17 protein-coding genes are annotated in these 19187 nt (G+C 42.3%); 6 read left to right on the forward strand and 11 right to left on the reverse strand.

Annotated features, from left to right (window positions below):
* The coding region (locus NXS09_RS07205; RefSeq protein ID WP_259291880.1) for a hypothetical protein at positions 1 to 215 on the forward strand (215 nt) is incomplete at its 5' end.
* Positions 216 to 250: 35 nt separating this feature from the next.
* Positions 251 to 1174, forward strand: coding sequence for a homoserine kinase (gene thrB, locus NXS09_RS07210; RefSeq protein ID WP_259291881.1), 924 nt, complete (start codon positions 251 to 253; stop codon positions 1172 to 1174).
* A 64-nt stretch (positions 1175 to 1238) separates the two neighbouring features.
* On the opposite strand, the gene NXS09_RS07215 is transcribed toward thrB, so the two are convergent.
* From NXS09_RS07215 to hemN, 4 genes are all read right to left on the reverse strand, one after another.
* Positions 1239 to 2765 carry a DHA2 family efflux MFS transporter permease subunit gene (locus NXS09_RS07215; RefSeq protein ID WP_259291882.1) on the reverse strand — a complete coding sequence of 509 codons (1527 nt, stop codon included), beginning with the start codon at positions 2763 to 2765 and terminating at the stop codon, positions 1239 to 1241.
* Between the two features lie 227 nt (positions 2766 to 2992).
* Positions 2993 to 4168 carry an HlyD family secretion protein gene (locus NXS09_RS07220; RefSeq protein WP_259291883.1) on the reverse strand — a complete coding sequence of 392 codons (1176 nt, stop codon included), beginning with the start codon at positions 4166 to 4168 and terminating at the stop codon, positions 2993 to 2995.
* A 318-nt stretch (positions 4169 to 4486) separates the two neighbouring features.
* Entirely contained in the window at positions 4487 to 5182 is a 696-nt protein-coding gene (bioD, locus tag NXS09_RS07225; protein ID WP_259291884.1) for a dethiobiotin synthase, read from the reverse strand.
* An 85-nt stretch (positions 5183 to 5267) separates the two neighbouring features.
* Positions 5268 to 6674 (reverse strand): oxygen-independent coproporphyrinogen III oxidase, encoded by a 1407-nt coding sequence (hemN, locus tag NXS09_RS07230; RefSeq protein ID WP_259291885.1) that lies wholly within the window; start codon positions 6672 to 6674, stop codon positions 5268 to 5270.
* 289 nt (positions 6675 to 6963) lie between these two features.
* On the opposite strand from hemN, the gene fnr reads away from it, so the two are divergent.
* Positions 6964 to 7698, forward strand: coding sequence for a fumarate/nitrate reduction transcriptional regulator Fnr (gene fnr, locus NXS09_RS07235; RefSeq protein WP_259291886.1), 735 nt, complete (start codon positions 6964 to 6966; stop codon positions 7696 to 7698).
* Positions 7699 to 7813: 115 nt separating this feature from the next.
* Here fnr and NXS09_RS07240 read toward each other — a convergent pair whose 3' ends face one another.
* The 5 genes from NXS09_RS07240 to cmk all read right to left on the reverse strand — a co-directional run bounded on the left by NXS09_RS07240 (position 7814) and on the right by cmk (position 13523).
* Positions 7814 to 9067 (reverse strand): NRAMP family divalent metal transporter, encoded by a 1254-nt coding sequence (locus NXS09_RS07240; RefSeq protein WP_259291887.1) that lies wholly within the window; start codon positions 9065 to 9067, stop codon positions 7814 to 7816.
* Positions 9068 to 9287: 220 nt separating this feature from the next.
* On the reverse strand, positions 9288 to 10541 hold the full coding sequence (locus NXS09_RS07245; protein ID WP_259291888.1) for an Nramp family divalent metal transporter: 1254 nt from the start codon (positions 10539 to 10541) through the stop codon (positions 9288 to 9290).
* 162 nt (positions 10542 to 10703) lie between these two features.
* Positions 10704 to 11012, reverse strand: a complete 309-nt coding sequence (locus tag NXS09_RS07250) for an integration host factor subunit beta (protein ID WP_259291889.1) — start codon at positions 11010 to 11012, stop codon at positions 10704 to 10706.
* A 9-nt stretch (positions 11013 to 11021) separates the two neighbouring features.
* Positions 11022 to 12707 (reverse strand): 30S ribosomal protein S1, encoded by a 1686-nt coding sequence (gene rpsA, locus NXS09_RS07255; protein WP_259291890.1) that lies wholly within the window; start codon positions 12705 to 12707, stop codon positions 11022 to 11024.
* Positions 12708 to 12863: 156 nt separating this feature from the next.
* On the reverse strand, positions 12864 to 13523 hold the full coding sequence (cmk, locus tag NXS09_RS07260; RefSeq protein ID WP_259291891.1) for a (d)CMP kinase: 660 nt from the start codon (positions 13521 to 13523) through the stop codon (positions 12864 to 12866).
* Between the two features lie 288 nt (positions 13524 to 13811).
* Here cmk and NXS09_RS07265 point away from each other — a divergent pair, with 288 nt between their 5' ends.
* The gene (locus NXS09_RS07265) at positions 13812 to 15014 is read left to right on the forward strand and encodes a uracil-xanthine permease family protein (RefSeq protein ID WP_259291892.1); all 1203 of its coding nucleotides are present in this window, start codon (positions 13812 to 13814) and stop codon (positions 15012 to 15014) included.
* A gap of 138 nt (positions 15015 to 15152) precedes the next feature.
* Here NXS09_RS07265 and NXS09_RS07270 read toward each other — a convergent pair whose 3' ends face one another.
* Together NXS09_RS07270 and NXS09_RS07275 are read right to left on the reverse strand one after the other, a co-directional pair.
* Positions 15153 to 15965 carry a factor H binding family protein gene (locus tag NXS09_RS07270; protein WP_259291893.1) on the reverse strand — a complete coding sequence of 271 codons (813 nt, stop codon included), beginning with the start codon at positions 15963 to 15965 and terminating at the stop codon, positions 15153 to 15155.
* Positions 15966 to 16487: 522 nt separating this feature from the next.
* The gene (locus tag NXS09_RS07275) at positions 16488 to 17684 is read right to left on the reverse strand and encodes a beta-N-acetylhexosaminidase (protein ID WP_289623084.1); all 1197 of its coding nucleotides are present in this window, start codon (positions 17682 to 17684) and stop codon (positions 16488 to 16490) included.
* Positions 17685 to 18062: 378 nt separating this feature from the next.
* On the opposite strand from NXS09_RS07275, the gene NXS09_RS07280 reads away from it, so the two are divergent.
* Both NXS09_RS07280 and NXS09_RS07285 read left to right on the forward strand, forming a co-directional pair.
* Positions 18063 to 18668, forward strand: a complete 606-nt coding sequence (locus NXS09_RS07280) for a glutathione S-transferase N-terminal domain-containing protein (protein WP_259291894.1) — start codon at positions 18063 to 18065, stop codon at positions 18666 to 18668.
* A 68-nt stretch (positions 18669 to 18736) separates the two neighbouring features.
* The gene (locus NXS09_RS07285; protein WP_434803015.1) at positions 18737 to 19153 is read left to right on the forward strand and encodes a stringent starvation protein B; all 417 of its coding nucleotides are present in this window, start codon (positions 18737 to 18739) and stop codon (positions 19151 to 19153) included.
* The last annotated feature ends 34 nt before the right edge of the window (positions 19154 to 19187 follow it).

Consider the following 19187-nt stretch of genomic DNA (forward strand, 5'->3'; position numbering starts at 1 on the left):
GCGTTCCCGCTACCGTCCCGGCAGCGAAGAAACCGAACTATACCGACTCAAAAACATCCAGTCAATACCCGATAACTCAAAAATATCCAACATATCATCACTACTTTGTTTATCTTGAGAATTTTTTTAAACGCTATTTTATCTTTATCCAACACTCGGCTATTACAACTCTATTTTTTTCATACATTAAGCCAGCTGATCAGTATATTTTTTGATATGATTTGGTGTTCTTTTTTATAAGGCTTAGGTTATGTCTGTTTACACCAGTGTTTCCGATGAAGAGATGCGCCAGTTTCTAACTGATTATGATTTAGGTGATTTTCTTTCGCTTCAAGGGATTGCTCAAGGAATTACCAATAGTAATTACTTTTTAACGACAACTGCGGGACGTTTTGTTTTAACCATTTTTGAAACACTAAAACAAAATGAACTGCCTTTCTTCTTAATTCTGAAACAGCATCTAAGCCAAAACGGCGTTGCCTGCCCTGCCCCCATCGCCCGTAAAGACGGAAAGTTTGACTCGGTTTTATCGGGGAAACCGGCTTGCCTGGTGACTTGCTTGGAAGGTTCAAATACCAGCTGGCCATCTGAAAAACAGTGTTTCCATACCGGTGAAATGTTGGCCAAAATGCATCTGGCCGGCCAAAATTTCCCATTAAAAATGGATAATCCCCGTTACACACGATGGTGGCATGACGCTGCCGTTCAATTACAGCCTGTATTAGATACGGAAGACGCTGAATTACTCCAAAGTGAAATCCGTTTTATTGATGAGCATAATGGTGAAAATTTACCATCAGGCATTATTCATGCGGATCTTTTTAAGGATAATGTTTTATTAAATGGTGAGGAAGTTGCCGGTTTTATTGATTTTTATTATGCCTGCAATGGTAATTTTATGTATGACTTAGCCATTGCTGTAAATGACTGGGCTAGAACTGCCGATAATCAACCTGATGCCAATCTTGAACAAGCTTTTCTAGACGGATATGAAAATATCCGTCCATTAAGCACTGAAGAGCATAATTATTACCCTATTGCAAAACGGGCTGGCTGCTTACGCTTTTGGGTTTCCCGTCTCATGGATTTTCACTTTCCTCAAGAGGGTGAAATGACATTTATTAAAGATCCCAATGCTTTTAAAGATTTATTACTTAGATTACGGGCAGAATAAATAAGCGACAAAGGCCGTCTGAAAAGTTTTCAGACGGCCTATCATCAACCACCAAACTATATCATTAATGCCCACCTCCGGATGAAGATCCAAATGGTGGTTTGGCAAACCAAATCACAACAATCAATGCAATAAACAACAGTCCGCCTGCAAAAAATATCTCATTGGATCCAATAATAAAACCTTGCTGAGTAATAAGTCTCCTCATACTTTCCAAGCCTTGCTCTTGTGATAAGCCTGATTGTGACATAGTTTGGACTGCATTTTGCATTTGCGGTGAGAATCCATTGATATGTTCAGTTAATCTTGCATGATGCAAGGCTTCCCTTCTCTCCCACAAGGTAGTCACAATCGACACTCCGACGCCACCCATAAATACCCTTAAAAAGTTAGACAGGCTTCCGGCTGCGGCAAGCCGTGCATTGGGGATATGTGACAAAGTAATGGTGGTTAATGGCAAGAAAAACATAGCAACGCCCAAACCCTGCCAAAACTGAGGGCCAATCACGCTTGATATCCCCATATCAACATAAAAATCAGTGCGCCAATAGAATGTGCAGGCAAAAATTAAAAAGCTTGCTGTTACTAACCAGCGCATATCGACACGATGACCGAACCGTCCGATAATAGGTGACAACAGAACAGGGAAAAATCCGATTGGCGCAGCAACCAATCCGGCCCAAGTGGCGGTATAGCCCAAATTTGTCTGCAACACTAATGGCAACAAGGTTAATGTGCCCATATACAGCATAAAGCCTAAAGAAGTGGCAATCGTACCGACTGTAAAATTCCGTTCTTTAAACAAAGATAAATCAACGATGGGATGCTGTTCATCCAATTCCCAGATAATAAAATAAGTTAAACAAACCACTGCTACTACGGCTAATATAATAATTTCAGTAGAGGCAAACCAATCTAGTTCTTTACCGCGATCAAGCATCATTTGCAAAGCGCCGATACCGATAATCATCAGAACCAAGCCCGTATAGTCGATAGGGGTTTTCTTAATTTCTGTTTCACGCTTGCTCAATTGCTTCCATGTTACAATTGCAGCCACCACGCCGACTGGAATATTAATAAAGAAAATCCAACCCCAGTGCCAATTATCGGAAATCCAACCACCTAAAATCGGCCCCAATACAGGGGCAACCACCACTGTCATTGCCCAAAGCGCCAACGCCAAAGTTCGCTTTTCAGGCGGATACGAAGCCATCAGTAGACTTTGCGACAACGGAATCAACGGTCCTGCAACAAATCCCTGCACAACTCTAAATAAAACCAACACCGTTAAATTCGGTGCCATACCGCACAACCAAGAGGTAATCACAAAACCGACAATCGAAATAACGAACACCCTCACCTCTCCAAACCGATTGGCCATAAACCCGGTTAGCGGTACGGAAATCGCATTGGCAACGGCAAAGGCCGTAATCACCCAAGTTCCCTGAGTGGTTGCCGCACCCAAATCTCCGGCAATCACCGGCACAACCACATTGGCAATGGTGGTATCCAAAACCTCCATAAATACCGCCAGACTCAATGCCAGCGTTACCCATACCAGATTGACACCTTTTAAAGGAGGATGAGCCATTTCAATCTATACTTTCTCTTGATATTGAGGTTGATATCATTTCATTTCAGACGGCCTTTATGCTACATATCCGTCATATTATCAGGATCGCCGCAAAGCCGCCTATAAAGAGTCTAAACATCATTCTAAATAAATGATATATAGTTGAAATCCTAGTGATTTGACAACAAAGGCCGTCTGAAATCTGTTTTTTCAGACGGCCTAATACTTATGATTTCAACCAGTAGCTATTTTGCATATTTATCAAAAATCTGTTCAATAAGTGCATCTGCCGCCGACCAATCTACCGTATCGGCTTCAGCCGCAGCCATATTTTTATCAGCTGCTTCAGCCATGGTTTTTCCGCTTGCACTATCAGAAGTATCCACCGTTACCTGCATAGATAGGCCGACACGCAGCGGATTCGCCCTCAATTGCTGTTGATCCAAACTGATGCGCACCGGAACACGTTGTACGACTTTAATCCAGTTACCTGTTGCATTTTCCGGCGGCAATACGGAAAACGCGCTACCCGTTCCGGCCGACAATCCCATCACTTTGCCATTGTAAACCACTCGGCTGCCATAAAGATCGGCTGTCATTTCTACGGGCTGACCGATACGCATCTTGCGTAATTGCGCCTCTTTAAAGTTAGCATCTACCCATAAATTCTGCAGAGGTACAACCGCCATCATCAAAGCACCCGGTGCAATACGCTGGCCAACTTGGACATTGCGCTTGGCAATCTGCCCCATCATTGGCGAGCGGATTTGTGTACGCTGTAAATTCAGCCAAGCATCTTTAACACGGCTAATTGCCGTTTGCACCGCAGGTTGTTGGCGTAAAGGGATATTTTTACCCAAAGCCGCCTGAGCCGCTACCTCTTCCGCCTCAACCGCTCTTAAAGCAGCCTGAGCCTGCACCACGGCCGCACGCGCATGACTCAATTCTTCACCAGAAATCGCATCGGTTCCTTCTAAAGATTGACGACGGCGCAAATCCGATTGTGCTTTAGCCAAATCGGCTTTGCGCATCAAAACTTGTGCTTTGGCACGGCTATCTGCAGCAGATTGTTGATTATATTGCCTAATGGCTTGAATCAATTCATTTTGTGCACGGTCGTAAGCCAATTGGAAGTCGCTGTCGTCCAACAACACCAAAACTTCACCTTTTTTCACCAAGTCGGTATCATCAACCAGCACTTTACGCACCGTACCACCTACTTGCGGTGTGATTTGCACCAAATGACCGGCCACATAAGCATCATCGGTTTCTTCTTCATGCTGCCAAATTAAAAAATAAGCAATAGCGAAACCCAACGCAATCACAATAAAAAACAAAGTAGCCAATGTAAGGTTACGTTTGCGATGTGACGATCGGCGGCGTTCAACCGTATTATCAGCATTATTATTTGGAGTATCCATCATCCCGTCCGTTTTGATTTTATGTCTAACACCCATATTTCAGACGGCCTGCTGGCTTAAACAGGCCGTCTGAAAACATCCGGGCGAAATCTTTATAAATAAGATAATGAAAATATTGATTTCAGAATATTTATTTAAGCTAAAGTATTATAAGAATAATATGTTGGTATTTTATCCGCCCGTCTATTAATTAGGCAAGTTATAATATCAATTTAAAAATAAATATACCCAATCTTAATGAGTACAGGAAAACGGTACGGCAACCCAATGTGAATACATTAATAAATAGCTACCAATACTTTGAGATGATTCAAAAAATTATTTTTTCCTATGTTTATCAAAATTTAATAACGGCTCAATAGAAAGATAAGCCGATGCCTTATCGGCATCGGCATGGGGAAGATAAGGCATTGCCCCCAGAAAAGGAGCGGGAATACGCTGTTTTAATTCAGCCAAATAATCCTCAAAACGATGTGAGTATGCACTCAAACAATTGGCAATCCAACCTGCTAACGGCAATCCGGCCTGCGCAACTGCACGCGCGGTTAATAAAGCATGATTGAGACAACCCAGTTTCATACCGACCACCATAATGACAGGCAACCGCTCAAACGCAACCCAGTCGGAAAAATCAGTTTGGTGATTGAGCGGAGTCAGCCACCCCCCAGCGCCTTCGGTTAAAATAAAATCACCTTGTTTTTTCAGTGCAATCAGACCATCACTCAATTTTTGCGGCTGAATCATCATGCCCATATCGGCAGCAGCCAAATGTGGTGCCGTTGCCTCCGAAAAAGTATAAATATTATGTTGCTTGTAATCCAAACGAACGGATGAAGCAACTTGCAATGCCAAAACATCCGTATTCAAACCATCCTCACCCGCCTCCGAAGCCACCGGTTTAAATCCGATGCTAATCCGCCCCTGATTAGCGGCGGCACGCAACAAAGCAGCCGTACAAAATGTTTTACCTGATTCGGTATCGGTTCCGGTAACAAAATAAGTAAGCAACGGCATAATTTTTCAGACGGCCTTTAAATAAAAAATATATTTTACCTATCAATCAAAGAGGCTACCATCCTTAGCAAGGATGCATAACAAACTAAACCGTTCTGGAATATTGTGCGGAAGTTTCTTTATGCCGCAAATAATAGTCAAAAACCATAGCAATATTGCGGATAAGAAAACGTCCTTTAGCTGTAACATCCAACCCGTTTTTTCTTATCTTCAACAAACCCAGTTCGGCTAATTGCTGCAAATCAGCTAATTCGGTTTGAAAATATTGCGAGAAATGAATGCAGAAAACACGCTCATAAATTTGAAAGTCTAATGAAAATCGACACATTAAATCTTGAATAATATTACGACGTAATAAGTCGTCTTTACTCAAACAATAACCGCGCATCACTGGCAATCTACCATCATCAATAGCTGCATAATAGGCCTCGATATCCCGCTCATTCTGAACATAAATATTGCCGACCTTTCCGATAGAAGACACGCCAAGTGCCAATAAATCACAGTCGGCATAAGTAGAGTAACCTTGAAAATTGCGTTGTAGCCGACCTTCTTTGAGCGCAACAGACAATTCATCATCAGGCTTGGCAAAATGATCCATGCCAATAAAAAGATAGCCGTGTGAAGTTAAAGTTTGTACGGCATATTGAAGCATATCCAGTTTTTCTTCACTGTCGGGCACGCTATCCGTATCAATACGGCGTTGCGGTTTAAAAATATGCGGCAGATGAGCATAATGATAAAGCGCCAACCGATCCGGATTCAAAGAAAGAACTGTTTCCAAAGTCGGCTTAATACTTTCTCTTGATTGATGGGGTAAGCCATAAATCAAATCGACACTAATTGATTTAAAGCCTACTTCCCTAGCCGCATCTATTACCTCTTTGGTTTCTTCCAATGTTTGAATACGATTCACTGCTTTTTGAACTTTAGAATCAAAGTCTTGAATACCGACACTCATTCGATTAAAACCAAGCCGTCCTAAATGAAACACGGTTTCCCGAGTCACCTTACGCGGATCAATTTCAATAGAATATTCACCATCAGGCAGTAAATAGAAATAACGATGGATAATATTAAAAATACGCCCAAGTTGCTCATTACTTAAGAAAGTGGGGGTGCCGCCACCGAAATGGAGCTGCACCAATGGTCGTCGCTCGCATAAATAGGGAGCAAGCAATGCCAATTCTTTTTCAAGATATTCAATATACTTATCTGCCTTACTCTGATCTTTAGTAATAATTTTATTACAGCCGCAGTAATAACAAATGGTATTGCAAAAAGGTATATGGATATAAAGTGAAAGCGGCTTATTCAACGCCCCCATCTGGCGCGCACCAAGTGCTTGAAGATATTCCCGCTCTGTAAAACTACTGCTAAAACGGTCGGCAGTCGGATAAGATGTATAACGCGGACCTGTTGCAGGCAATGCCCCGATAAGTTTTCTATCAAACTCAGGAAGAACATTCGAAATTATTTCAATAGTCTTCATATTCATCGGTAGTTGTGTTCTATTTGGAAGTTTAGTGAATATACACAATGATTAAGCGTCGTACTATTTACACATTCCTATTCGCGGATATATAACTTAACTCATTGATTTAATTACTTTGGCAGACTTTGAGCAATAGAGAAAAGTTGCCCTATTATTAATAAATAGGCAGATAAGCCGTATTTTGATAAAATAACAATAGTATGGCAAATATGCTTTGATGCGGGTCAAAATATAATCCGTAAGGGCGAAATAAAGTTGCTCAGTTATTTATTTAAAAGGTTTTAATATGCCCTCTCGCACCATAAACAATCAGATGAAAACATTATGTTCTACCTGTTCTTTACGCGAACTGTGTCTGCCTTCCGGCCTAATGCCATCTGAATTTGCCCAATTGGATGCTGTTATCCGTCAGAGCCGCCGCTTAAAAAAAGGTGAATGTCTTTTCCGCGCCGGAGAACCTTTTTCTTCTTTATTTGCTATCCGCACCGGTTTTTTTAAAACTACTATTGCCAGCCAAGACGGACGTGATCAGGTTACCGGCTTTTTTATGTCGGGCGAACTCATCGGTATGGATGGCATCTGTACCCATACCCATAGTTGTGATGCCATAGCATTAGAAGACGGTGAAGTATGCGAACTACCGTTTGCCAATATGGAAGAGTTGGGGAAAACCATCCCCAGCCTACAAACCCATTTTTTCCGACTAATGAGCCGTGAAATCGTACGCGATCAAGGTGTAATGCTATTATTAGGCAATATGCGCGCGGAAGAGCGGTTGGCGGCATTTTTATTAAACTTATCCACCCGCCTTCATTCGCGGGGATTTGCTGCTAATGACTTCATCTTGCGTATGTCTCGTGAAGAAATCGGTAGTTATTTGGGGTTGAAATTAGAAACGGTTAGCCGAACCTTATCAAAATTCCATCACGAAGGGCTGATTAAGGTAGACCATAAACATATTAAAATACTGGAACCGCAAATACTGAAAGGTATGATTTCAGGGTGTACTCACGCCATATAATCAACACCATCCTATATATTTAATTTTTCTTTTACATACCTTTAGAGGCCGTCTGAAACATTTCAGACGGCCTCTAAAGGTATAAACCATGAGATTAATTTAGTATTATTCCAACTCAACCGAGCATGCCGCTTTGATTCGCGAGGAATAATAAAGTAAACCCGCTTAAATAGATCAACCCTAACCAACCCAACACCATTAGCCATCGTTTCAATCCATAATTGCTATTCCGTACCAAAGTTAAATTTAACCAAGCAAATACAGGTGTACTCACAAAAGAAGCAATCATGGCAAACTTAAGCATCGGCATCACTGCACCTTGGAAAAATAAAATAATGCACAACGCAGCAATCGCCGCAAAAGTAATCCATATTCCCAAGATACGGTTGGTATTACGCTCGCCTTTAACAATCAAACGGAACGCTTCCATATTCGCACGGGAATAACCATCTAACACAGTAATCGTCGTACCGTACATACAAGCAAAAGCAACAAATGTTACCAACCAACGCGACCACTCACCAATAGTCGAAGCATACATATTCACCAATTGCCCGATATAAGCACCTCCGGCCATTTTCACCTCTTCCCCTGAGCCATATTGCACCAACGCTCCCAAGGCCAGAAAGACTAACGCCAATAATGCCGTTCCGATATAGCCGACATTAAAATCAAACAATCCGTCTTCATATTTAACAGGTTCGAGTTTAGCCTTTGCCGCCACCCACATCGAATTAACGGTTGATATTTCAATGGGTGCCGGCATCCACCCCATCAATGCCACAATAAATGCCAATGCCCCCAAATTCCACGGACTGGGTTCAATAAAGTCGGCCTGCATCTGCGAACCCTGCATCGCCGCAACAATAACCGCTGCTACCGTTGTAATCGTCAGACTCACCATAATGATTTTCGACATACCGTCTACCGTACGGTACGGGCCGACAAGCAACATCAACACACCGGACATTAATACGATTACCGAGAGCATATTGACCGACCACTCGCCAGGCAACACAAAGCTCAAAATGACCGCACATAACATACTGACAGCAGCCGCATTAATAATCGTTGCAAATACATTCAATAGGAAAAAAATCCACAAATAAATACGGCTTTTTTCCGCATAGCCCTCTAATAAACTTTTACCGGTCGATAAAGTATATTGCGGGCCAAAACGAAAAAAAGGATATTTAAACACATTTGCCAATACAACAATTAAAGCCAACTGCCAACCATAAAGCGCTCCAGCTTGTGTGGATGCCACGAGATGTGAACCGCCTACGGCTGCCGAGGCCATCATAATTCCAGGCCCCATCGCCTTAAGCCGATCTTTCCAACGTGAACCGCCTACTGTTTTCTCACTCATATTTCCATTCCATTAATCAATAAAGATCAGTATGTTTTTCACTATACAATTAAGAAAAGTTATTATACGTCAACTCTATTCAAAAAATCCGAACAACCAACTACATTTAAAATCATACATCGTCAAATAATCATTCTTTTATTCACCACCCGTGTCGAACAATAAAAGGCCGTCTGAAACATTTCAAACAGCCTTTTATATATTTAGTATTTTTGCCTATTTAACCCAACACGCCACTTTGATGCAGAAGAAATAATATTGTAAACCCACTTAAATAACACAAGCCTACCCAAGCCAATATCATTAACCATGGTTTTGATTCATGGCGGTCGCTTCGTACCAAACTCAAATTCAACCAAGCGAATATAGGTGTACTTACAAAAGAGGTAATCATCGCGAATTTAAGCATCGGCATTACTGCACCTTTAAAAAACAAAATAACACTCAGAGCCGTTACAGCGGCATAAATAATCCATATACTTAAAATACGGTTATTATTGCGTTCACCTTTAACCACCAAACGCAAAGATTCCATATTCACACGGGAATAACCATCCATAACGGTAATCGTCGTGCCATACATACAGGCAAAAGCAATAAATGTGACCAGCCAACGCGACCACTCACCGATTGTAGAAGCATACATATTCACCAATTGACCAATATAAGCGCCACCGGCCATTTTCACTTCTTCCCCGGTACCATATTGCACCAATGCGCCCAAAGCCAAAAAGACCAATGCCAATAATGCGGTTCCGATATAGCCGACATTAAAATCAAACAATCCGTCTTCATAGCTAACATGATCAATCTTACGTTTGGCCGCCACCCACATCGAATTAATCGCTGAAATTTCAATCGGTGCCGGCATCCAGCCCATTAGCGCCACAATAAAAGCCAATGCACCCAAATTCCACGGGCTGGGCTCAATAAAGTCAGCCTGTACCTGCGATCCCTGCATAGCGGCAACCACAACCGCAGCCACCGTGGTTACCGTTAGGCTTATCATAATAATTTTTGATATGCCATCCACAGTGCGATACGGGCCGGCCAATAACATCAATACGGCAGAAACCAGTACCGCTACGGAAAGCCCGTTTACCGACCACTCGCCAGGCAATACAAAACTCAAAATAACAGCACACAACATACTGACTGCCGCTGTATTAATAATCGTCGCAAACAAACTCAGTATGAAGAAAACCCATAAATAGACACGGCTTTTTTCCGCATAGCCCTCGAGTAAGCTTTTGCCTGTCGACAACGTATATTGCGGACCAAAACGAAAAAAAGGATATTTAAACAAGTTTGCAAAAACAATAATCAAGGCCAATTGCCAACCATACAATGCCCCAGCTTGGGTAGAAGCAATAATATGCGAACCACCAATGGCGGCAGACGCCATCATCACACCGGGGCCCATAGCCTTAAGCCGAGCTTTCCAACGAGAATGGTTTAATGTTCTCTCACTCATATTTCAATCCTATTCAATATATTATTATCGGGGCAGCATGCTTCACGCTACATTGTTAAGAAAAACCATTATACGTCAACTTTATTAAAACAACGCTATCGCCTTACTTCGCCACCAATAAAAAAACGCCGCATTCCTGCGGCGTTTGGTTTGAATAAACCCTTATTGGTTTTCCATAGCTTGGTCTACGCGCTCACGCAATTCTTTACCGGGTTTAAAATGTGGAACAAACTTCTCGGGAACTTCCACACGGTCACCGGTTTTAGGATTACGACCGACACGAGCCGGACGACGGTTCAAGTCAAAACTACCAAAACCTCGGATTTCAATGCGTTGGCCTTTTGCAAGCGAACGGGTCATGGTGTCTACCAAAACTTTTACACTGTATTCGACATCTTTTGCCATCAACTGCGTACCGTTCTTTTCAGCAAAAACCTCTGCTAAACGTACCATTAACTCAGACTTGGTCATATTGACACCTTATTCCTGATCACCGGACAGTTTGGCTTTCAACAAGTCGCCCAAGCTGGTCGTACCTGCGCTGGCAGTTGATGAAGCATTCACATTATTCAACGCTTCACGGCTGTCTTTCGCATCTTTGGCTTTAACAGACAATTTGATGCTGCGGTTTTTACGGTCAACCGTTGCCACAACCGCTTCTACTTCGTCGCCTTCTTTTAATACGTTACGCAAATCTTCAACGCGCTCACTAGACCACTCGGCAGCAGGCAGGTAAGCTTCTACATCGTCGGACAACGCAATAACCGCGCCTTTGGCATCTACTGATTTAGCAGTACCTTTAACCAAAGAACCTTTATCGTTTACGCTGATGAAGTTACCGAACGGATCGCCTTCCAACTGTTTGATGCCCAAAGAGATGCGCTCTTTTTCAACATCAATGGCCAATACAACGGCTTCAACTTCTTCACCTTTTTTGTATTTGCGTACGGCTTCTTCACCGGCTTCCGTCCAAGAAAGATCAGACAAGTGAACCAAACCGTCGATGCCGCCGGGCAGGCCCACGAACACACCGAAATCGGTAATGGATTTAACTGCGCCTGAGATTTTATCGCCTTTATTGTGGTTGGCGGCAAACTCTTCCCAAGGATTGGGCTGACATTGTTTCATGCCCAAGCTGATACGGCGACGGTCTTCGTCGATTTCCAAAATCATCACTTCTACTTCGTCACCCAATTGAACGACTTTGCTCGGATGTACGTTTTTGTTGGTCCAGTCCATTTCGGAAACGTGTACCAAACCTTCGATACCTTGTTCGATTTCAACGAATGCACCGTAATCGGTCAGGTTAGATACTTTACCGAATATACGGGTGCCTTGCGGATAACGACGGGTCAAACCAGTCCAAGGATCTTCGCCCAATTGTTTCATACCCAATGAAACACGTTGTTTTTCTTGGTCGAATTTCAATACTTTGGCTTCAACTTCTTGGCCGACTTCCAACACTTCGCTCGGATGTTTCACACGGCGCCATGCCAAATCGGTGATGTGCAGCAAGCCATCGATACCGCCCAAGTCAACGAACGCACCGTAATCGGTAATGTTTTTAACGATACCTTTAACCACGGCACCTTCTTGCAGGTTTTCCAACAATGCTTTGCGCTCTTCGCCCAAAGTCACTTCGAGAACGGCACGGCGTGATACCACAACGTTATTGCGTTTTTTATCCAGTTTAATCACTTTGAATTCAACTTCTTTACCTTCAAAGTGAGAAGTATCTTTAACAGGACGCACATCAACCAAAGAACCCGGCAAGAATGCACGGATGCTGTTGATCATAACAGTCAGGCCGCCTTTTACTTTGCCATTGATAACACCAGACAGGATGTCGCCGTTTTCCATAGCTTCTTCCAAAGCGATCCAATCGGCAGCACGTTTGGCTTTTTCACGGGATAATTTGGTTTCACCGAAACCGTTTTCAACGGATTCGATGGTGACGGTAACAAAATCACCGACTTTTACTTCAATCTCACCCTGAGCATTTTTGAACTCGTTTACATCAATCAGAGACTCTGATTTCAAACCGGCATTCACGGTAACAAAGTTATTATCGATTGCCACTACTTCAGCGGTAATCACCTCACCGGGATTCATCTCTTGAAGGGTAAAGCTTTCTTCCAAAAGCTGGGCAAAATTTTCCATAGTCATATAGTAACTCTTTTCAATACACTGCCAAGGCGTGCGGGGTTGGTTTTAAAAACAGTTTGCCGCCCTTGGCGCGGCAAACAATCATACAAAAATTTTCAGACGGCCTTCCTTAAATAAAAGGCAGTCTGAAAATATGGTTTAATTATAACAGTATCGTTAGATTTGTGCATACCAATCAAGCACTTTTTTTACAGCTTGTTCGATGTTTAAATCCGACGTATCTAGTAAATATGCATCTGGTAATTGTTTCAACGGGGCAACCGTCCGGCGACGGTCTGCTTCATCACGGGTTTCAATATCGGAAAGAATACGCTCAAACGCTACACCTTCGGTAGAAATCCCGATTTGCGCAGCTCTACGCTCGGCACGAATGCGGGCAGATGCGGTTAAAAAAACCTTTAACCCTGCTTCAGGAAAAACCACCGACCCCATATCACGGCCATCACCCACCAAGCCTTTATCTGTTAAGAAATGACGTTGACGCTGCAATAAAGCCGCCCGAACTTTCGGAAAACGTGCTACCGCCGAAGCACCCATACCGATTTCTTCACTACGGATAATATTGGAAACATCCTGACCATCCAACCGTATTGCATCCGTTTCAAACACAACCGGCAGGTTTTCAGCCAATCGGGCGACTGCATCTTCATCTTCCCAACTAACACCTTGTTGCTGCGCATAAAGAGCGGCCAAACGATACAATGCGCCGGAGTCCAAATAATCGAATCCCAGTGCCGCAGCAACACGAGATGCCACTGTTCCTTTTCCCGATGCGCTTGGCCCGTCGATAGCAATAATTTTACGGTTTAAATTCATATGGTTTCGTCTCAATTTTCCGACTGATTCAAATAGTTGGAAAATGTTTCAGACGGCCTAAAATGATATTCATCAGGCCGTCTGAAACATTAATAATTTGATGAATTGAAATTATATAGCTTTCGTGTTTAATTGTAATTAATTTTTATATCTTATCGTCCAACCATCAAAATAACCGTAAAAAATCCGTTTACGTTTATATTACGAACAAACCGACGCTACATACAAAACATAACGGCAGCGTTATAATCCGCCACATCCAAACCCCAAAAAGTTACGGAATTTAACATGCAGCAACTCAAACTTGCCATTTCAGGCGCACAAATTTTATTCGTCGCATTCGGTGCTATGGTTTTGGTACCGCTTCTCACGGGGCTAAACCCTTCTATGGCTTTATTGGGGGCAGGTATCGGCACGCTGCTGTTTCAAGTTGTCACCCGCTTCAAAGTACCGGTATTTCTCGGTTCGTCATTTGCTTTTATCGCACCGATTATTTATTCGATTAGCGAATGGGGACTACCCTCTACCATGTTTGCCTTATTTGCTGCCGGTTTTATGTATTTTGTTTTTGCCGGATTGGTAAAGTGGCGCGGCTTGGCGACAGTGAACCGCTTACTTCCGCCCGTTGTCATCGGCCCGGTCATTATGGTTATCGGCTTATCGGTTGCCATGGTTGCCAGCCAAATGGCTATGGGTCAAGCAGGTGGCAAGCAGGCCGTGGACTACACCCAATCATTAATCCTTTCGGGCTTTACCTTTGCTGTAACCGTCATTGTTGCCGTGTTCGGCAGTAAAATGATGAAACTGGTTCCGATTCTAATCGGGGTGGTAGCCGGCTATATTGCCGCCTTATTTATGGGATTGGTCGATACCACACCGATTATTAATGCACCTTGGTTTGCCAAACCGGATTTTGTGACGCCGCAAATAAACTGGCAAGCTGCGCTCTTTATGCTACCCGTGGCCATTGCCCCGGCGATTGAACATATCGGCGGCGTCATGGCTATTGGTAAAGTTACCGGAAACAATTACGTTAAAGATCCGGGCTTACATAAAACACTTGCAGGCGACGGCTTAGGTGTGTGCGTTGCCGGTTTAATCGGTGGTCCGCCGGTAACCACTTACGGCGAAGTAACCGGTGCGGTGATGATTACCAAAAACAGCAACCCTAAAATCATGACTTGGGCGGCTATTTTTGCTATTTGTATGGCTTTCTTCGGCAAATTCAATGCTTTTCTGGCCTCTATCCCCTTGCCCGTTATGGGCGGTATTATGATTCTACTATTCGGCACCATTGCATCACTGGGCTTAAAAACCTTAATTGATGCGCATGTGGATTTAATGAAACCTAAAAATTTAGTGATTGTCAGCTCTGTATTAACCACCGGCGTAGGCGGTATGGTGATTAAATTCGGCAGTATCAGTTTTGCAGGTGTCGGGCTTTGCGCTATTCTGGCCATTATATTGAACAGGCTGTTACCGGACGAATAACCTTTATCCAAACCAAATAATAACCGTTAGCTGTTGTTTCAGACGGCCTCCAATATTATTTATTCAATAAAATAAAGCCGTCTGAATTTATTCAGACGGCTTTATTAACCCATTGCTAAAAAGTAACTCGATATCAGTTTAACGTTTGCCGGCAATACCGATTGCACCATTTTTTTGTATAACGGCACCACCGATTTCTTCGGCATTTTGACCAAAGAAGTGAACTCTGTAATCACCTTGACCCAGTTTTTCAGAATTTGAGTGGCCTTCAATACCTTGAGTAGTTACAAGCGTATCATCCTCATTCACAAAAGATGTATTTTTAATACTTGCTTCTAACAAATCAATTTTACCTGATGAAGCCAAGCCTGTTACCGAACCGCTACCGACTCTCTTATCAAAGTCGACATTGTAAGTCAGTTTACCGGTTTCGCTTTCACTAAATGCAGCACCATTGTAGGCATATTTGCCTGATGTCGGCACTGTTTTGGTAACTTCGCCATTAACCAATCCGACCGCCATCGGATTCTTCATTTCCGCAACTTCCGTTGTCATCTCTGGGTCGTCTTTAAGGTTTTCACCACCAATTTTTTCTGAGCTAAAGCGACCGGCAATAATAGAGAATTGTTGGCGGTATGCACGAACAGTTTCATTGCCTTCCTGATTAACAATGTCAGTCACTTTATCAGAAGCCAAATCAGATACTTTATAAGATTTACCATCCAAATTAATGGTGTATGCGGCCGCATTATAAGCGGAACCGGCAGATGCGTTGTCAAGACTGGCAGCTTGTGCACCGGCAGTCGGTGTGGCATCGCGGAAAGCAGCATTAGACGACTGAGTAGCGGTAGGTGTAGCCGCAGTAGAAGGGCTTCCTCCACCGCCGCCGCCACACGCAGCCAGACCAAATGCTAAAAAAACTGCCAAACCGATTTTATTGTAAGTAGACATTTCCGTAATCCTTGTGTTTGTTTTTTAGTAAAGGTTAAATGTGGTTCTCTTTGCCACGGGGGATATATTATCAATTCCCAACATATCTTAACAACTGTTCATCATAAAAAAATGCCATACACCTACAAAAATATTTTCTTGTTTTTGCTAAAATTATTTTAAAAATGACATATCAATAATTATATTTCATAAATATTTTTTATATATACTTGTTTTAAATATAAATATTTATTTAATATTATTTTTTATAAAAATTTATTTTTCAGCCTGTTTTTTGTATTCTAATTGCAACAGTTACTATTTCTTAATAAATTATAAAAACCCGATTAACATAATTTACATTTGCTTTACAAACTAGCATAGGGATAAAAATTTTCTATAAGGCCGGATGATGCTTAGCTAATTTGTTATGATTTAGTCATAACAGTAATAGTTATATCGGGCTCAAATAAACAAAAGCCGCCACCTGATAGAGGATAGCGACTTGATACAAAACTTTTATGTGAGATAAAAGTAAATATACTATTGTTCGACAGCCTGATCATCGGCACGGATTTTACGAATCACAGCTTTTAATGTGCCTGAAGAATGTTCTTGAATCGACTTATCGCTTAATCTGCCTGCATCCTCCCCCCATATAGCCAACGCCGCGCCCAAAATATTATCGGTATTCCGAACGGCATTATTTAAATTTTCGCCATCCCATACGCCCAGATTCCAACGCTTTTCAATATCTTTTCCGGCAAAATCAGCTTGATGGCCAAAATTATCACCCTCTTTAGGCACTAAGTAGAGATAATATGAGTTATAGTTTAAAACAGTAAACCCTTTATTTATCAGATCCGGCATACTGGCACGCATTTGACGTCTTCTTGCCGCAGCGGCTCGATTTTCAGTGTCCCCGTCATAACTCCAATAAGTAATCTGAATATTATGATCCAGGCCATCCACCGTTTTGGTAATTAACCCGTCGTTCCACATCCGCGGCGTTAATCCTTTCTGCTCTAAATACGCTGCCAATTTATTTATATAGTCGATAAATTCCTGATTATTTTCTTCACTGTATCCGAATTCATCACCCCCCATATGAAAATGCTTGCTCTGGCTGCCAAATACATCGGCAACTTCGGCCATCAGTTTTTTCATAAACTCAATACTTTCAGGTTTATTGATATCGATTTCATCATCAACCTGAGCGGATTTCAATGAATCCACATAACCTTGCCCATATTTATTTGTCATAAGCTGAAAAATACCATCCATATGGTTGGGGCTGCCAACTTCAGGAATCAATTCGATATTTTTAGACTGCGCATAACGGGCAAGCTCCTTCAACTGCCGATAACTTAAAAACGGCTTACCCGTTTGCGGATTGATATACACACCGTCTTTCCTACGAGTGGCATTTTCTGCTTTCTGTCCGAGTAAATCACTTTCCAAAGCATAATTTTCATGATCGGAAAAATGCAAATGTAAAAAACTACCGCCCGATGCGGCCAAAGTATCAATAAAATTTTTAATTACATTAACCGAATAAAAATGACGGGCGGTATCCAACATCAATCCGCTTTCTTTATGAGCGTAAGTGCTTGATTTATTTGATTGAACAGAAGAAGCGGAAGATAGCGTACCATTATTGTCCGACGCCGCGCCACAGGCGGCTAAACCGCCCGACATCAGACCCAATAAAAGATATGTGGCCGCGGTCTTCAACCGCATAAACCGGTAAGCATCACTTGATGGGTATGTCATATAAGGTTTTGTTTTTTTGAGCATAATTTAACTTCGTATTGTACTGGTTTCCAATGTAGGGCGTTATAACTTGCTTTTTTTTAAATGTACGCTAATTTTTATAATAATTTGCCGACAGGATGTAACACTTGGTTATTAACACTAACACAAATTAACCACTGTTTTTTCAATTAAACAAAATATTTTCCAAAAGTTTTAAATCATAAATTTTTATTTAAAAACAAAATATTAAATTCATTTTCTTGGCTTAATAGTACAAAATAGGCTATAATTTTATCTATTTTCACACTAATGAAGCAGGCCGTCTGAACACAGACGGACACTACCGCAGGAGTATAAAAAATTATGATGACACTTTATTCGGGCATTACCTGCCCTTTCAGCCAACGTTGCCGGTTTGTGCTGTTTGAAAAAGGTATGGATTTTGAAATCAAAGATGTGGATATTTTCAATAAACCCGAAGATCTGGCCATAATGAATCCTTACAACCAAGTGCCTGTTTTGGTTGAACGCGACTTAATCCTCCATGAGTCCAATATTATCAACGAATATATCGACGAACGCTTTCCCCACCCGCAATTAATGCCCGGCGACCCCGTTATGCGCGGTCGTGGCCGTTTGGTATTGTTCCGTATGGAAAAAGAATTGTTCACTCATGTTCAGCTGCTTGAATCTGCCGATGCCACCACCAAAGAACAGGCCAAAGCGCGTGAAGCCATTGCCAACGGGTTAACCATGCTTGCCCCTGCTTTCTCAAAAACTAAATTTATTATGGGTGACGAATTTTCTATGATTGATGTTGCCTTGTCGCCCCTATTATGGCGCTTAGACCATTACGACATCAAACTGGGGAAATCCGCCGCCCCGATTCTGAAATATGCGGAACGTATTTTCCAACGCGAAGCCTTCATCGAAGCACTGACACCCGCCGAAAAAGCCATGCGCCGTTAAGACTCAAAGGAAACATAACCGTGACCAGCACCAAACCTTATCTGATTCGTGCACTGTATGAATGGTGTATGGATAACAACCAAACCCCGCATATTGCCGTTTGGGTAAACGAGCACACCCGTGTGCCTATGCAATATGTGCGTGAAAATGAAATCGTATTGAATATCGGCGCAACGGCAAGCCACAATTTAACCATTGATAACGAATGGATCAATTTTTCCGCCCGTTTCTCCGGTGTTGCGCATGATATTTGGATTCCGATTGGTCATGTGATCAGTATTTTTGCACGGGAAAGTGGCGAAGGCATGGGGTTTGAAGTGGAACCCTATCAAACCGAAAGTGAAAAACAAGGTGTCGAGCCACTGCACTTAGTCGAAAAAGAAACTACCGATAGTGCCAAAGAGAAGCCGTCTGAAAACAAAGACGATACCCCTCCCGAAAACGGTGGCACGAAACCTAAAAAAGGTTTGAAACTGGTGAAATAAAACTGCTGCGTATATTCATAAAAACTGGCCGTCT

Source organism: Neisseria montereyensis, from assembly GCF_024834045.1.
Classification (GTDB): Bacteria; Pseudomonadota; Gammaproteobacteria; order Burkholderiales; family Neisseriaceae; genus Neisseria; species Neisseria montereyensis.